This window comes from Limnohabitans sp. T6-5, assembly GCF_003063315.1.
Lineage (GTDB): Bacteria > Pseudomonadota > Gammaproteobacteria > Burkholderiales > Burkholderiaceae_C > Limnohabitans_A.
This window is the reverse complement of the sequence record NZ_NERV01000002.1, coordinates 544,359-558,699: the sequence shown is the minus strand read 5'-3', so window position 1 is coordinate 558,699 and position 14,341 is coordinate 544,359. Positions and strand designations below refer to the sequence as shown.

11 protein-coding genes are annotated in these 14,341 nt (G+C 62.6%); 7 read left to right on the top strand and 4 right to left on the bottom strand.

Translation table 11 applies throughout. The annotated features are described in order from the left end of the window. From B9Z51_RS08205 to B9Z51_RS08175, 7 genes are all read left to right on the top strand, one after another. On the top strand, nucleotides 1–1,923 hold the full coding sequence (locus tag B9Z51_RS08205; protein ID WP_108373560.1) for an ABC transporter permease: 1,923 nt from the start codon (nucleotides 1–3) through the stop codon (nucleotides 1,921–1,923). Beyond that, a complete protein-coding gene (locus tag B9Z51_RS08200; protein ID WP_108373558.1) occupies nucleotides 1,920–2,690 on the top strand; it encodes an ABC transporter ATP-binding protein in 771 nt (256 codons plus the stop codon). Before B9Z51_RS08205 ends, B9Z51_RS08200 begins: the two co-directional genes overlap by 4 nt. Continuing rightward, nucleotides 2,687–3,421, top strand: a complete 735-nt coding sequence (locus B9Z51_RS08195; protein WP_108373556.1) for an ABC transporter ATP-binding protein — start codon at nucleotides 2,687–2,689, stop codon at nucleotides 3,419–3,421. Before B9Z51_RS08200 ends, B9Z51_RS08195 begins: the two co-directional genes overlap by 4 nt. 37 nt (nucleotides 3,422–3,458) lie before the next feature. Beyond that, on the top strand, nucleotides 3,459–4,181 hold the full coding sequence (gene pncA, locus B9Z51_RS08190) for a bifunctional nicotinamidase/pyrazinamidase (protein WP_108374870.1): 723 nt from the start codon (nucleotides 3,459–3,461) through the stop codon (nucleotides 4,179–4,181). Between the two features lie 12 nt (nucleotides 4,182–4,193). Next, entirely contained in the window at nucleotides 4,194–4,685 is a 492-nt protein-coding gene (locus B9Z51_RS08185) for a (2Fe-2S)-binding protein (protein ID WP_108373554.1), read from the top strand. Then, nucleotides 4,682–8,341, top strand: a complete 3,660-nt coding sequence (locus tag B9Z51_RS08180) for a molybdopterin cofactor-binding domain-containing protein (protein WP_108373552.1) — start codon at nucleotides 4,682–4,684, stop codon at nucleotides 8,339–8,341. The genes B9Z51_RS08185 and B9Z51_RS08180 overlap by 4 nt, the downstream gene beginning before the upstream one ends. 85 nt (nucleotides 8,342–8,426) lie before the next feature. Further along, on the top strand, nucleotides 8,427–9,410 hold the full coding sequence (locus B9Z51_RS08175) for a TauD/TfdA family dioxygenase (RefSeq protein WP_108374867.1): 984 nt from the start codon (nucleotides 8,427–8,429) through the stop codon (nucleotides 9,408–9,410). 12 nt (nucleotides 9,411–9,422) lie between these two features. Here B9Z51_RS08175 and B9Z51_RS08170 read toward each other — a convergent pair whose 3' ends face one another. Genes B9Z51_RS08170 through B9Z51_RS08155 form a run of 4 tightly spaced genes read right to left on the bottom strand, consistent with a single transcriptional unit; the run spans nucleotide 9,423 to nucleotide 14,075 of the window. Then, the gene (locus B9Z51_RS08170; RefSeq protein ID WP_108373550.1) at nucleotides 9,423–10,055 is read right to left on the bottom strand and encodes a DUF2894 domain-containing protein; all 633 of its coding nucleotides are present in this window, start codon (nucleotides 10,053–10,055) and stop codon (nucleotides 9,423–9,425) included. After that, on the bottom strand, nucleotides 10,052–10,699 hold the full coding sequence (locus tag B9Z51_RS08165) for an OmpA family protein (protein WP_108373549.1): 648 nt from the start codon (nucleotides 10,697–10,699) through the stop codon (nucleotides 10,052–10,054). The genes B9Z51_RS08170 and B9Z51_RS08165 overlap by 4 nt, the downstream gene beginning before the upstream one ends. Further along, complete coding sequence (locus B9Z51_RS08160; protein WP_108373547.1) at nucleotides 10,699–13,296, bottom strand: DUF802 domain-containing protein; 2,598 nt, start codon at nucleotides 13,294–13,296, stop codon at nucleotides 10,699–10,701. Before B9Z51_RS08160 ends, B9Z51_RS08165 begins: the two co-directional genes overlap by 1 nt. Next, on the bottom strand, nucleotides 13,293–14,075 hold the full coding sequence (locus B9Z51_RS08155; RefSeq protein ID WP_108373545.1) for a DUF3348 family protein: 783 nt from the start codon (nucleotides 14,073–14,075) through the stop codon (nucleotides 13,293–13,295). The genes B9Z51_RS08160 and B9Z51_RS08155 overlap by 4 nt, the downstream gene beginning before the upstream one ends. Between the last annotated feature and the right edge of the window lie 266 nt (nucleotides 14,076–14,341).

Genomic DNA, 14,341 nt, shown 5'->3' with positions numbered 1-14,341 from the left:
ATGAGTTTTTCCGGATTTTTCGTTCAGCTCCTCAACGGACTGGCCGCCGCGTCTTCGCTGTTTTTTGTGGCGGCGGGCTTGTCACTGATTTTTGGCGTGACGCGCATTGTCAATTTCGCGCACGGCTCGTTTTTCATGGCGGGTATCTACATCGCCTACAGCGTGGTGGAGCGCTTTGCCAGCAGCATCGGGTTTTGGCCATCGCTGGCCTTGGCTGCCTTGGCCGTGGGTGTGCTGGGGGCGGTCATCGAAATCTTGCTTTTGCGCCGCATTTACAAGGCCCCCGAGTTGTTCCAGTTGTTGGCCACGTTTGCCCTGGTGCTGGTGCTCAAAGACGCGGTGCTGTGGCTGTGGGGCCCTGAAGAACTGTTGGGGCCACGCGCGCCGGGCCTGGCAGGTTCGGTGTCCATTTTGGGGCGGCAGTTCCCCATGTACGACTTGTTTTTGATTGTGGCGGGGCCGGTGGTGCTGGCCTTGTTGTGGCTGCTGCTCACCCGCACCCGTTTTGGCACGCTGGTGCGTGCGGCCACACAAGATCGTGAAATGGTCAGCGCCTTGGGCGTGAACCAGGCCTGGTTGTTCACCACCGTCTTTGCATTGGGCGCTTTGCTGGCCGGACTGGGCGGTGCCCTGCAGTTGCCCCGCGAGCCCGCCAACCTCGAGATGGACCTGAACATCATCGGCGCGGCCTTTGTCGTGGTGGTGGTGGGGGGCATGGGCTCGATCCCCGGGGCGTATTTGGCGGCTTTGCTGATTGCCGAGGTCAAGGCTGTTTGTATCTGGCTCGGGGTGGTGGATCTGTTCGGGGTGTCGGTGTCTTTTTCCAAGCTCACCCTGGTGGTGGACTTTCTGGTCATGGCGGTGGTGCTGGTGTGGCGGCCCTGGGGGCTGCTGGGCAAAGCGCAAGCGCCCAGCCGCTATGTGGGCATGCGCGAGGAACCTTTGCGCCCCGCCAGCAAGGCCTACTTGGTGGCCGCATCGGTGTTGGGTCTGGTGATGGTGGCCATGCCCCTGCTCACCGCCAGTTCGCCTTACACCACGGTGCTCTTGATTGACCTGCTGATTGCAGCGCTGTTTGCGGCCAGCTTGCACTTCATCATGGGGCCTGCGGGCATGCATTCCTTTGGGCATGCGGCTTACTTTGGCCTGGGGGCCTACGGCGCGGCGCTGCTGGTGCGCGCTTTAGGCTTGTCCATGGAGGTGGCGCTGCTGGTCGCGCCGTTGGTCGCGGCCTTGGGTGCTTTGATTTTTGGCTGGTTTGCCGTGCGCTTGTCGGGCGTTTACCTGGCCATGCTCACGCTGGCTTTTGCGCAGATCACTTGGGCCATCACCTTCCAGTGGGACAGTTTCACCGGCGGCAGCAATGGCTTGACGGGCGTGTGGCCTTCCGAATTGTTCAGCGACAAGCGCATGTACTACTGGCTCACTTTGGGCTTGGTGGCGGCGGGTGTGCTGTGGCTGCGCAGGGTTTTGTTCTCGCCTTTTGGCTACGCCTTGCGCGCCGGGCGTGACTCGGTGTTGCGGGCCGATGCGATTGGCATCGATGTCAAGCGCATGCAATGGCTGGCTTTCATTCTGGCGGGCGGTGTGGCCGGTCTGGCGGGGGCGCTGTATGCCTTTTCCAAAGGCAGCATCTCGCCCGAATCCTTGAATGTGGGCAAGTCGGTGGATGGCTTGGTGATGGTTTTGCTCGGCGGCATCCAAACCCTGGCGGGCCCCGTGGTTGGCGCGTTCAGCTTCACCTGGCTGCATGACGTGGTGGCGCGCAACACCGATTATTGGCGCGCCATGCTGGGCGCCATCATCTTGCTGTTGGTGCTCTTGTTCCCCCAAGGCATTGCCGGTTCGGTGCAGGGGCTGTTGGAGCGCATGCGGTCCAGATCTTCGACCACATCTTCGACTGCAGGGGGGGCTGCATCATGAGCGCACCACTTTTGCAAGTGAACAACCTGGGCAAGTCCTTTGGCGGCGTCAAGGCCGTGGACGGCATCAGTTTTGACCTGGCCCCGGGCGAACTGCTGGCCCTGATTGGCCCCAACGGGGCAGGCAAGTCCACCACCTTCAACATGGTCAATGGTCAGCTGCGCGCCGATCAGGGCTCCATCCGTCTCCAGGGTCAAGAACTGGTGGGTCGCAAACCCCGCGACATCTGGCGTCAGGGCGTGGGGCGGACCTTTCAGATTGCCGAAACCTTCGTCTCGCTCACGGTGGTGGAAAACGTGCAAATGGCTTTGCTCTCGCACGATGACTTGCTGCTGTCCACATGGCGGCGCGCTGCGAACCATCGCCGCGATGACGCCCTGGCCTTGCTGGACCAAGTGGGCATGAAGGCGCAGGCCGACCGGCCTTGCAATGTGCTGGCCTATGGCGATGTCAAGCGGGTGGAGTTGGCTGTGGCCATGGCCAACAGCCCCAAGCTCTTGTTGATGGACGAGCCCACCGCAGGCATGGCGCCCAAAGAGCGCAACGAACTCATGGCCTTGACCAAAGACCTGGTCATTCAGCGCGGCATGGCGGTGCTGTTCACCGAGCACAGCATGGACGTGGTGTTTGCCTACGCCGACCGCATGATCGTGCTGGCCCGGGGACGCTTGATTGCGGAAGGCAAACCGCTGGAAATTCGGGACCACCCCAAGGTGCAGGAAGTCTATTTCGGCACCGGCAAGACATTTGAAAAGAGCAAGGCATGAGCACTTCAGACATTCTGCTCGACGCCAAAGGCCTGGCCGCTTGGTATGGCGCAGCGCAAATCCTGTACGACGTGGACCTGCAGGTCCGCCGTGGCGAGGTGGTGGCCCTCATGGGGCGCAACGGCGCAGGCAAGTCCACCACCCTCAAGGCCTTGATCGGCATGCTTGGTCGCAGACGCGGTCAGATCACGTTCATGGGGCATGACCTCTCACGCAGCGAACCGCACCACGCCGCACGGCTGGGGCTGGGTTTTGTGCCGGAAGACCGCCGGGTGTTCACCGACCTCACCGTGATGGAAAACCTGGAGGTCGGCCGTCAACGCGTGCGCCAGTGGCCCGATGGCACGGCCGCCCCGCACTGGACGCCCGAACGCCTGTTTGAACTGTTTCCCAACCTGGGCGAAATGCCCCAACGCCCCGGCGGGCGCATGAGCGGCGGCGAGCAGCAAATGCTCACCGTGGCCCGCACCCTCATGGGCAATCCGTTTTTGGTGCTGCTGGATGAACCTTCTGAAGGCGTGGCGCCGGTCATTGTGGAGCAGATGGTGCAGATGATTCTGGCGCTCAAGGCCCAGGGCGTGAGCATCTTGCTGTCCGAGCAAAACATGCACTTCGCCGAGCTGGTGTCTGACCGGGCCTATGTGCTCGAAAAAGGCCAGATCCGCTACCAGGCAAGCATGCAGGAATTGGCCGCCAACGAAGAGGTCAGACGCTCGTATTTGAGTGTTTGACCTTGGGGCACATGGTTTTTTCAACCAGGAGCAGCAAATGAGCACGAATGCCCGTAGACAATTTCTCCAAACCTCCGCCGCCCTGTGGGGCGCGGCCGCCTTGCCCCAAGTCTGGGCGCAGGGCACCATTCGACCGAACGAGCGCTCGGCGCTGATCGTGGTCGATGTGCAAAACTGCTTTGTGCCGGGTGGCACTTTGCCGGTCAACAATGGCCATGAAGTCGTGCCGGTGATCAACCGCATTGCCCCCGCATTTGAGAACGTGGTGGTCACGCAAGACTGGCACACCCCCGGTCATGCCTCTTTTGCCAGCAGTTATCCGGGCAAGAAACCTTTTGAAACCACAAAACTGAGCTACGGCCAGCAGGTGCTGTGGCCGGACCACTGCGTGCAGGGCAGTGAGGATGCCGCCGTGCACAAAGACCTCAAAGTGCCGCAGGCACAGGTGATTTTGCGCAAAGGCTTTCACAAGCACGTCGACAGCTACTCTGCTTTTGAAGAAGCCGATCGCAAGACCGCTACGGGTTTGGCGGGGTACTTGCGACAGCGCGGCATCCGCACCGTGTTTGTCACCGGCCTGGCCACGGATTTTTGTGTGGCCTGGACAGCGCTCGATGCCAAGCGCCTGGGCTTTGAGACCTATGTGATCGAAGACGCCTGCCGTGGCATTGACCTCAACGGGTCGGTCGCTGCCGCCTGGAAGCAAATGCAGGCCAAGGGGGTCAAACGCATCCAGTCCAGCGATCTGGCGCTGGGCTGATCCGGTCAGTGCATGCCTACCGCCCAGTCCTTGCAGGTCAACCAGGCATGGCATGCACTGCCAGACGCGGCTGCTCGCGCCACCTTGCTGCAGGTGCTGCGCAATGACCTGCAGCTCAACGGCCCCAAATACGGCTGTGGACTGGGCGAGTGCGGTGCCTGCACCGTGTGGGTCGATGGTGTGGCTGCGCGGGCTTGCGTGATCCCCGCGCACGGTGTGGCTGGGCGCAGCATCACCACGTTGGAGGGCTTACCCGCGCTGCACGCTGAAGGGGGCGAATTGCACCCGGTGCAGCAAGCCTTTGTCGATGCCCAGGCCGCCCAGTGCGGTTATTGCCTCAATGGCATGGTCATGATGGCGGCGGCCTTGCTGGCCCGAAATCCGAATCCGAGTGAGGCCGATGTGCGCAGAGAGTTGTCCGGTAATTTGTGCCGCTGCGGCACGCACCTTGAAATCATCCAGGCGGTGCTGTTGGCTGCCGAACGCATGGGCCAGCCGACATGACCCGGCGAGCTGAGTGGCCCCAGTGGCGCGCTGACTTCCATGCGGCACAGGGCGTGTTGCTCATCACGCGTGAGCCGCCACCTCCGCCGCTGCCCGTCAAAGGCCAGCCCATGGCGGTGCCGGGCAACCCGGCCGAGGGTGTGGAAATTTTGTTGGCGGTGTGGGACGACGGCAGTGTGACGGCACTGAACGGCCATGTTGACTTGGGCACGGGCATTCGCACCGCGCTGTCGCAGCTGGTGGCCGATGAACTCGATGTGGCGCTGTCCGAGGTGCATACGGTACTGGGCAGCACCCCACTGGCCCCCAACCAGGGGGCCACCATTGCCAGTGCCACGCTGCAAATTCATGCCGTGCCTTTGCGAGCCGCTGCGGCGCAGGCCCGCGCCTGGTTGCTGGCTCAGGCCACAGTCAAGTTGGGTGTTCCGGCCGATGATCTGCAGGTGCAAGGCGGTGTGGTGTCCTCGCGTTCGGACCCATCGCGCCAGTGCGCCTATGGCCAGCTGCTGCAGGCGCAACACGTCGCCCTCACGCTGGAGCTGGCGACGCCTTTGAAGCCTGCCAGTGAGCACCGCCTCATTGGTCAGTGCGTGCATCGGGTGGACATTCCCGCCAAGGTCAGCGGCGAGCAGGTGTTTGTGCACGACATGCGTGTGCCCGGCATGCTGCACGGGCGCGTGGTGCGGCCCCCGTATGCCGGGGCTGACCATGGTGACTTCATTGGCAACACGCTGGAGTCGGTGGACGAGTCTTCCATCGCGCACATTCCCGGTGTGCGTGCGGTGGTGGTGATCCGTGATTTTGTGGGGGTGGTCGCCGAGCGCGAAGAGCAGGCCGAGCAAGCCATGCGCGAGTTGCGCGTGCAATGGAAAGACTGGCCCGGACTGCCTGCCCTGGACGATGTGCCGCAAGCCCTGCGCAACAACCCGTCCACCCAGCGCCGACTGGTGGACGAGGGCGATGTGGACGCCGCAATGGCCCAAGCGGCGCAGCGTTTGTCGCGCACCTATGTGTGGCCTTACCAGCTGCATGGATCGATTGGCCCGTCTTGCGCCGTGGCACTGTGGCAGGGTGATGCCGCGTCTCCAGACCAGCCTGGTCTCATCGTCTGGGCGGGCACGCAAAACCCGCATGTCCTGCGCGCTGACCTGGCCCGGCTCATGGGCCTGGCCGACACCGCCATCGATGTGGTCCGCATGGAGGCGGCCGGTTGCTATGGGCGCAACGGGGCCGACGATGTGGCCGCCGATGCCGCATTGCTTTCCCGCGCGGTGGGCGCGCCTGTGCGGGTGCAACTCACGCGCGAACAAGAGCATGCCTGGGAGCCCAAGGGCGCAGCCCAGCTCATGGATGTGCGCGGTGGGCTGAACGCCGATGGTTCGGTGGCGGCCTATGATTTTGAAACCAGCTACCCCTCCAACGGCGCACCCACATTGGCGCTCTTGCTCACCCGCACGGTGGAGCCTCTGGCGCAAGCCTATGAAATGGGCGACCGCACCGCCCGGCCACCCTATGACTACAGCAATTTGCGGGTGAGTGTGAACGACATGGCCCCGATTTTGCGGGCCTCCTGGCTGCGTGGTGTGTCGGCCTTGCCCAACTCCTTTGCCCACGAAAGCTACATCGACGAGCTGGCGGCTGCCGCTGGGGTGGACCCGGTCGAATTCCGTTTGCAATACCTCAAGGACCCGCGCGCTGCCGAGTTGCTGGCGACCACCGCCGAGCGCGCAGGCTGGCAGCAGCGCACAGCGCCCCGGCAGCAAGCGGTGGCGGGCACAAACGGCGAAGTGGTGCGGGGCCAGGGCGTGGCCTATGCGCGCTATGTGCACAGCAAATGGCCGGGCTTTGGCGCTGCCTGGGCGGCGTGGGTGGCCGATGTCGAGGTCAACCGGCGCACGGGTGAGGTGCATGTCAGCCGCGTGGTGGTGGGGCATGACGCAGGCATGATGATCAACCCTGCTGGCGTGGAGCACCAAATCCACGGCAATGTGTTGCAGACCACCAGCCGCGCATTGCATGAGCAAGTGCAAATCGAGCCGCTCAAAAACACCGTGGCCACACAAGAGTGGGGCAGCTACCCGATTTTGAATTTCCGCAACGTGCCGGTGGTCGAAGTCGTCACCATGCCTCGGCAGCACGAAGCCCCCCTGGGTTCGGGCGAGTCGTCTTCGGTGCCCGGCACGGCGGCCATTGCGAATGCGATTTTTGACGCCACCGGCGTGCGCTTTCGGGAGCCGCCCTTCACCCCCGAGCGGGTGCGTGCGGCCTTGAACGAGGAAGCCCCACAAACCGAGCCGCCCACGCCCCAGCCCACACACGCGCCCACGGTGATGCCGCAAGGCCTGATCTGGCCCAAGCCTTGGCCTGTCTGGTCGCGTGCCGGTGCGGTTTTGGTGGGGGTCTTGGGCACCGCTTTTGCGCTGCTGGGCGGGCGTGCGGCGATTGCGCCGGTCAGCTACAGCCCGGGCACTTTGTACACCGCTGAAACGATCGAGCGGGGCCGCCAGTTGGCCGCCACAGGGGACTGCGTGGTGTGCCACACCGCACCGGGCGGCGTGCCCAATGCTGGGGGCCGCGCCATGAGCACCCCGTTTGGCACCGTTTTCACCACCAACCTCACGCCGGACCCTGTGCACGGCATCGGGCAATGGTCGTTCAGCGCCTTTCAGCGGGCCATGCGCGAAGGCATCTCGCGTGACGGTCGGCACCTGTACCCGGCGTTCCCTTTCACCTCATTTTCCAAAATGAGCGACGACGACCTGATGGCGCTGTACGGCTACTTGATGGCCCAGCCTGCCGTGGCGTCGGCGCCGCCCACCACATCGCTGGCTTTTCCTTTCAATCAGCGTGCCTTCATGGCGACCTGGAATGGCCTGTTCCACGATGCACAGCCTTGGGTGCCCGCGCCGGACCGAACCACCGAGTGGAACCGTGGCGCTTATTTGGTCAATGGCGTGGGCCACTGCGGCGCTTGCCACACACCGCGCAACGCGCTGGGGGCAGAGCGCAGCGGCCAGGCGTTTTTGAGCGGTGCCATGGTGGACGGATGGGAAGCGCCAGCCCTGACGGCTTTGTCGCGTGCGCCCGTGCCCTGGAGCGCTGAGGAGTTGTACCGCTACCTGCGCCATGGGCACACCGAACACCATGGCATGGCCGCGGGCCCCATGGCCCCGGTGGTGCAGCAACTGGCCCAGGTGCCCGACAGCGACATCCGTGCCATGGCCACCTACCTGGCCAGCTTCAACCCGCCAGAGACTGACAGCGCCACCTTGGCCCGGCAGGTGGTGCAACAAGCGGCCGAGCAACGCACCCGGCTGGTGGGCAGCGCCGGGCAGCGTTTGTTTGATGGCGCTTGCAGCGCCTGCCACCACGAAGGCGATGGCCCCAAACTGCTGGGCGTGAACCGGCCTTTGGCGCTGAACACCAACCTGCACAGCGAGCGGCCAGACAACTTGCTGCGGATGATCCTGGATGGCGTGCAGGAAGTGCCGGGGCCACAAGTGGGGTTCATGCCGGGTTTCCGCCATGCGCTCAACGACCAGCAAATCGCCGATCTGGCACGCTACATGCGCCAGCGCTATGCCCCTCAACAACCCGCCTGGACTGCGTTGGAAAGCGCTGTAGTGCGGGTGCGCAGCGCCGCCAGCGGGCATTGAGCTCGGCTGCATGCAGCGTCTTGCCCAGAGCTGCTTTTGAGGGGCTTTATCATTTGTTCAATCGGTTTCATTTTTGGAGTTTTTCATGTCCGTGATTTTGAAATCGCCCATCACCGGCCCTGCAGCCTGGAAAAGCAGTGACCACCAGCACCATACGGACTGGATGCATGTCCTTTCTGAGGATGTCATCGCTGTTCTCGATGCGGCCCTTGCGCATGTCAAAGCGCGAGGTTTGCACTTTCCCCATTTCACCCAAGAGGATTTTCCGATCGGAGCATGGGCGCAGGCCCTGAAAATCTACAGCGATGAGCTGGAAAACGGTCGGGGCTTTCTGGTGCTGCGGGGCTTGAAGATCGAGCGCTACAGCGAAGAGGACATCCAAATCCTGTACTACGGCATCGGCCTGCACATGGGCGTGCCCGTGCGCCAAAACCCCAAGGGCGACTTGTTGGGTCTGGTCATGAACGTGGGTGATGTGACGAAGAAAACCACCCGCGTTTATGAAACCAACCTTTACCTGCCGTACCACTCGGACCCCTCGGACGTGGTGGGGCTGCTGTGCATCCGCAAGGCCAAGCAGGGGGGCCTGAGTTCGCTGGTGAGTGTGGCCGCGATTTACAACGAAATTTTGCAAAACCACCCCGAATATCTGGGCTTGTACTACCGCACTTGGTATTTCTCTCACCTTTGTGAAGACCTGCCCAGCCTGTCACCCATCTTCAGCCACCACCAAGGCAAACTTAGCTGCCGCTACCTGCGCCAGTACATCGAGTTGGGCCACGAAATACGCAAGCTCCCGCTGTCCAGAGTAGAGATCGAGGCGCTGGATTTGTTTGATGACATCATGCACCGCGAAGATTTCCGACTGAGCATGATGCTCGAGCCTGGTGACCTGCAGTTTGCCAACAACTACGCGGTGCTGCACTCGCGCAACGAGTTTGAAGACCACGGTGTGCACGAGCTCAACCGCAAGATGCTGCGCCTGTGGGTCAAGATGCCCAATGCACGGACATTGGCGCCAGAGTTTCCTGGGCGCAACGGTTTTCCGGCACCAGCGCTTGTCGGCTAAGACATGGGGCGATCAGCCCTCATGACTCTCGCGTTTTGATTTGTGGCTGGGGCTTGTCTTTTTGGGAAGACCCTTGGCCTGCACCATGCCTTCCAGACTGAGCAGTGTGTCCACATGCGCCATAAAGCGGTTCAGATAGTCCGGTGAGAGGTCGCGCATCAGGCCCAGGGAGCGCAACACCAGCATGTGCGAGTTGATGGGGCCTGCGTTTTGCGGGGCCTGGGCGATGGCTTGCGTGACTTGTTTTTGCACGCTGAGTTTGCTCAGCCGCTGGCGAAATTGCTGGATGGAGGGGCTTTCGGTGCGCCATTCATGGGCGTGACCTGCAGGGCTGCTCGGCGTCTCGCGGGCCATGTCTTGCAGCAGTGCTGACAAGGGGCTGGCCTGCGAAGCCAGGGCAGGGGACTGACTCCGAATATCGGGCTGGCTGGCGGCCGCGGCCATGCTGGCTTTGAAATTCTCCAATGCTTGCTGAAGTTTGTCGCTCAGCAGTGCGTGTGCTTCGCCTGATTGGGTAAGCATGCGCTGGGCCAGGGTCTCGATGTAATGCCAGCCGATGGCGTCGCGTTGGGGTGCATCGCTTGCCCGCAGTTCGTTCAGCAGGCTTTCAAGCCCCGCAGTCTGACCGGATGGGACGTCGCTCATGGGGTGTTTGAGGCTTGGGCGCTGTTGCTGGCTTTGGGCACGGGGGCCATTTCCACGCGGCGGTTCTGGGCACGGGCTTTTTCGTTGCTGTTGGGCACCAGGGGCTGTTCTTTGCCAAAGGCGGCGGCAAACAGCATGGAAGACGGCATGCCTTCTTCGATCAGGGTGCGCGTGACGGTCAGTGAGCGCTGGGCCGAGAGTTCCCAGTTGTCTTCAAATTTGCGGTTGCGGCTTTTGATGGACTGGTCATCGGTGAAGCCGCTGACCATGAGCATTTCGTCACGCGACTGCAAATAACTGCGCAGCGGCAGCACCAGGCTCTTGAGCAATTTGCGGCCTTCGGGTTCGAGCTTGTCGGAGTTCAGCTCAAACAGCAGCTTGCCACTGATGCCGATGCGGCCGTTGTTGAGCGTGATTCGACCACTGGCCAAAGGAATGGCCAGGGCTTTTTCCAGCGACATGCGCTTTTGCTCTTCGGCCTGGCGCTTGTGAACTTCGGTTTCGAGCTTGGTGGCCATGTCCAGCTGAGCCGCCATGACACCCACCAGCAGCAGCACAAACGCGCCCAGCAGGCCCGTCATCAGGTCGGCAAACGACATCCAGGTCGGCGCGGTGGACTCGACATCTGCGTCGTGCTCGAGCATCAGGCGGCTCCTTCAGTGGCCAGGCTGGCGTGGTGTTGCAGGGTCTCCAGCACGTCTTTTTGCGAGGTGATGCTCAGGTCGATGATGTCGCGGGCCTGCGCCACGTAGTAAGCCAGTTGTTCGTCGCTGCGCGTCATGGATTTGTCCATGGCTTGCTCAATGCGTTGCAGCTGGCTCATGAGCTTTTCATTGGCCTCATTGAAGGCACGCACAGCAAAGCTGAAGGTTTCGCCCAGACTGGCCACATCCACGGCGCTGGCCGTGACCTGTGCGGCGATGTCGCCCAATTTGGCCGATTCGCTGCTGACGTGCGCCACGAACTGGCTGTTGGCTTGCTCCAGGGTGACGGCAGAGCTGCTCACCAGGCTGTCGATCACGCCGCGTTGTTCGGTGGACGCGTGGTGTATGGCGTCCAGCAAGCTGCTGAGCGTTGCCATGATGCGGGTGCGCTCTTCGAGCAAGGTGTTGTCGCGCGCCACGCTGACCGAGATTTCCTGACGCAGCTGGCCGATGACTTCGGCGGCGGCTTTGGGCGCCTCAGAGGCGGTTTCGATCAAGCGGGTGATCGGGTCTTCGAGCGCTGTGCCCAGGGTGCTCAGGTGCGCGGTCACGGCAGTTTGCAGCTCGGCCAAACGGGCGACTGCGGCTTGGCCGCGCTCTTCTTCGGCATCGCGCAGGGCCGACAGCTCGGTGCGCAGCACATCGCTCAGTTCGTTGGCGCGTTGTGCATTTTGGTCGGCCCATTGCGCCTCAGAGGCGATGCGCGCTTGCATGAGCGCCTCGCTGCTGGCCATGAGCCGGGTGATCTCGGCCAAAGTCTGGGTGGCCTGTGTCTGTGTGTGGGTGGTGATGTCTTGTGCGGTCTGCGTCAGCGTGTCGCAGATTTGCTGCTGCTGCGCCAGGGTTTGGTCACCCGACTGTTGCCACTGGCTTTGCAGCGCACTGGCCGTGGCTTGCAGGCAGTCTTGCCATGCTTGCAGGCGCTGCTGGTCGCTGCTGGCTTGTTCGGATTGCACGCGTTGCAAATCGGCCAGGGTTTGGCGGGTGTGGGCCTGGACTTGTTCAGTCACCAGACTGGCTGTTTGTGTGAGCGTGTTGCAGATCTGCTCTTGTTGAGCGAGGGTTTGGTCACCTGCGGTTTGCCACTGATTTTGCAGCGAAGCGGCCGTGGCTTGCAGCGATGCTTGCCAGGCCTCCAGTCGTTGCTGATCGGCAGTGGTTTGATGGTCTTGCTGGCGGGTGAGGTCAGCCAATGTCTGGCTGGCGTGCGCTTGGACCTGTTGTGTGATGTCTTGTGCGGTTTGGGTCAGCGTGTCGCAAATGGCTTGCTGCTGCGCCAAGGTTTGCGTTCCCGAGGCTTGCCACTGCTGGCTCAGCGCTGTGGCCATGCCTTCCAGCGATGTTGTCCAGCTCTCCAGTCGTTGCTGGTCGGCGCTGCTTTGCTGCGCCAGTTGCTGGGTGGAGGTGGTGTGGATCGTGGCCACCAAGTCTTGTGCGCGTTGTTCAAACGTTTGGCTGAAGGCGTCCAGCGTCTGGCCGACGCGCTCGATCAGTCCGGTGTTGGCGGCGTCGTTTTGGGCCAGTGCAGTGGTGTAGCTTTGGGCCACCTGGGCCGCCGTGGCGCTGAACTGGTCGTTGAGCGCGCTCATTTGCGCTTGTGTGCTGAGCAGCAAGCGCTCGTTCATGCTTTGGGCTTGCTCGGACAATTGCGCCATGGTGGCCTGCACCACAGGGCGAATGCCGTCGCTGGCCACCTGCATGCTGTGGCTCAGGCTGGTGCGCAGCGATTGGTCCACCGATTGCGCCAGGCCGGTGTAGGCGGTGTGCACTTCCTGGTGAAAGCTTTGCTGGTTGGCCAGCAGGCGCTCATTGATGTGCTCGCTGGTCTTGGCCATCTGCACCATCATGGCCTGCAGTTGCTGCACGACTTGGGGCAGGGCCTGCGTTTGTTGTTGCAGGGCCTTGAAGGTTTCCTGGCGCTGGTGCGTGAGCGAGAAGCCGCGCAGGCGGGTGGCGATCTGCGTGTCCAGAAACTGTGAGGCCTGCGCACGCTCGCGCCGCGCCAAGCTGCTCATCAAGCCCAGCATGGCCGAGGTGGCGACACCAGCGACCGAGGTGCCAAAGGCCAGCCCCAGGCCTTTGATGGGCTCAGAAAACGCGGCGCGAATGCCCGCAAGGTTGCTGGAGCCTTCCAATGCAAACACCGCGCCGTTGAGCGTGACCACCATGCCCAAAAACGTGCCCAGCATGCCCAGCATGACCAAAAGGCCCACCAGATAAGGCGTGAGGGCAGGGCCGGGCAGGCCCACACGCTCGCCCTCAATGCGCTGGCGCACCGGGTTGTGCAGTGCAGCGGGCAGGGTGATCAGCCAGTCGTTCAGCGTGATCAGGTCTTGCGGGATGTCGGTCAGGGCCTGACGCAAGGCGGCGCTGGTGGCCCGGTATTGGCGCAACTCCAGGGCGCCAAAGACATAGACCCCGCCAATGAAGGCGGTCATCACCAGGACCAGCAGGTGGCTGCTGGCCACGGACGCTGCCACCCAGAGGACAGCCAATGCACCCAGACCGAAGGCGGTTTCGAAGGAATAGCGTTTCATTGTTTTGTGGTGTTGTCTGCGTTGAAGGCTTCAAGAAGGCCCAGCGTGGGCTGCATACGCGTGTCCAGCTCGGCCAGCAAGGCGCTGCGCAAGTCCTGGCGCAGCGCCATGAGCCAGATCAGTGGCTGCTCTGGCCTGGCCTCTTCGGCAGCGGGGCTTTCGGCGTGTTTCTTGATGTGTTGTTTGAGGGCTTGCGCAAAACGTTTTTCGAGCAGTTTGGGCACCTTGCCCAGCAAAACCGCTTCGCGTTCGCTCAGGATGTTTTCAAAAGCGGCATCGAGTGTGGCCAGTTGTTGCAAGGCCTTCGAGCTTTTGTTCAGCTGTCCCCGCACTTGCGAGCGCAAATTGCGCACGGCGGTTTCCATTTGCCGCTGGTGGGCGGCATAAAAGCGGCGGTAGGGCTCAAAAGCGGTTTTCAGCTCGACGGGCGCATCCAGCTCAGCCGGCGGCATCTCAATGCGCGTGAGTCCCGGGCCAGGGGCGCCGCCTTGAGCGATGGATTGCACCCACTGCGCCCGGAACTTGTCCACATAGCGGCTCAGCGCCTCGCCGGTCATCACGCCTGCGCGGCGTGTGGGGGCGGCAGACTCGGTGGCTTGCGTTGCAGTCTCGGGGTTGAGCACGCCGTGCAAGGTGATGGCCTGGCGAAAGTCCAGCCATTCGCCCAGCCGCACCCCCACATCGGCGACGGGCACAGCCGCCTCCACCATGCCTTGCTCGGTGAGAAAGCGCATGAGGTGGGAGCGGTGGAGCGGGGTACGCACAGAGGCTTGCGTCATGGATTCAGTCGGAGCATTGCGCTCGGCGGGCCGAGTGCGGGAGGCTCCTTGGGGTCGATCAAGTGGGCGGGGAGTGCGACGGCTGAAGAAAATGGCTGCATCAGGCAGCACCGTCTTGGGGCATTTTACCTTCCCCCAGAGGGGCTGACCGTGTCATCAAGCGCACGACGCATGGATAAAAATGACATCAAAAAACCAATGCAGCACCTTTTCTGGGGTGTTTTGTCGCATTGATGGCAGGCTTGTGCGCCTCACCTGTCGGCGCT

What these genes read in the sequence shown, in the direction of transcription:
- B9Z51_RS08185 (WP_108373554.1), top strand. Translation starts at nt 4,194, where the DNA reads ATGCCTACCGCCCAGTCCTTGCAGGTCAACCAGGCATGGCATGCACTG.
- B9Z51_RS08200 (WP_108373558.1), top strand. Translation starts at nt 1,920, where the DNA reads ATGAGCGCACCACTTTTGCAAGTGAACAACCTGGGCAAGTCCTTTGGC.
- B9Z51_RS08155 (WP_108373545.1), bottom strand. Translation starts at nt 14,075, where the DNA reads ATGACGCAAGCCTCTGTGCGTACCCCGCTCCACCGCTCCCACCTCATG.
- pncA (WP_108374870.1), top strand. Translation starts at nt 3,459, where the DNA reads ATGAGCACGAATGCCCGTAGACAATTTCTCCAAACCTCCGCCGCCCTG.
- B9Z51_RS08175 (WP_108374867.1), top strand. Translation starts at nt 8,427, where the DNA reads ATGTCCGTGATTTTGAAATCGCCCATCACCGGCCCTGCAGCCTGGAAA.
- B9Z51_RS08205 (WP_108373560.1), top strand. Translation starts at nt 1, where the DNA reads ATGAGTTTTTCCGGATTTTTCGTTCAGCTCCTCAACGGACTGGCCGCC.
- B9Z51_RS08180 (WP_108373552.1), top strand. Translation starts at nt 4,682, where the DNA reads ATGACCCGGCGAGCTGAGTGGCCCCAGTGGCGCGCTGACTTCCATGCG.
- B9Z51_RS08160 (WP_108373547.1), bottom strand. Translation starts at nt 13,296, where the DNA reads ATGAAACGCTATTCCTTCGAAACCGCCTTCGGTCTGGGTGCATTGGCT.
- B9Z51_RS08195 (WP_108373556.1), top strand. Translation starts at nt 2,687, where the DNA reads ATGAGCACTTCAGACATTCTGCTCGACGCCAAAGGCCTGGCCGCTTGG.
- B9Z51_RS08170 (WP_108373550.1), bottom strand. Translation starts at nt 10,055, where the DNA reads ATGAGCGACGTCCCATCCGGTCAGACTGCGGGGCTTGAAAGCCTGCTG.
- B9Z51_RS08165 (WP_108373549.1), bottom strand. Translation starts at nt 10,699, where the DNA reads ATGCTCGAGCACGACGCAGATGTCGAGTCCACCGCGCCGACCTGGATG.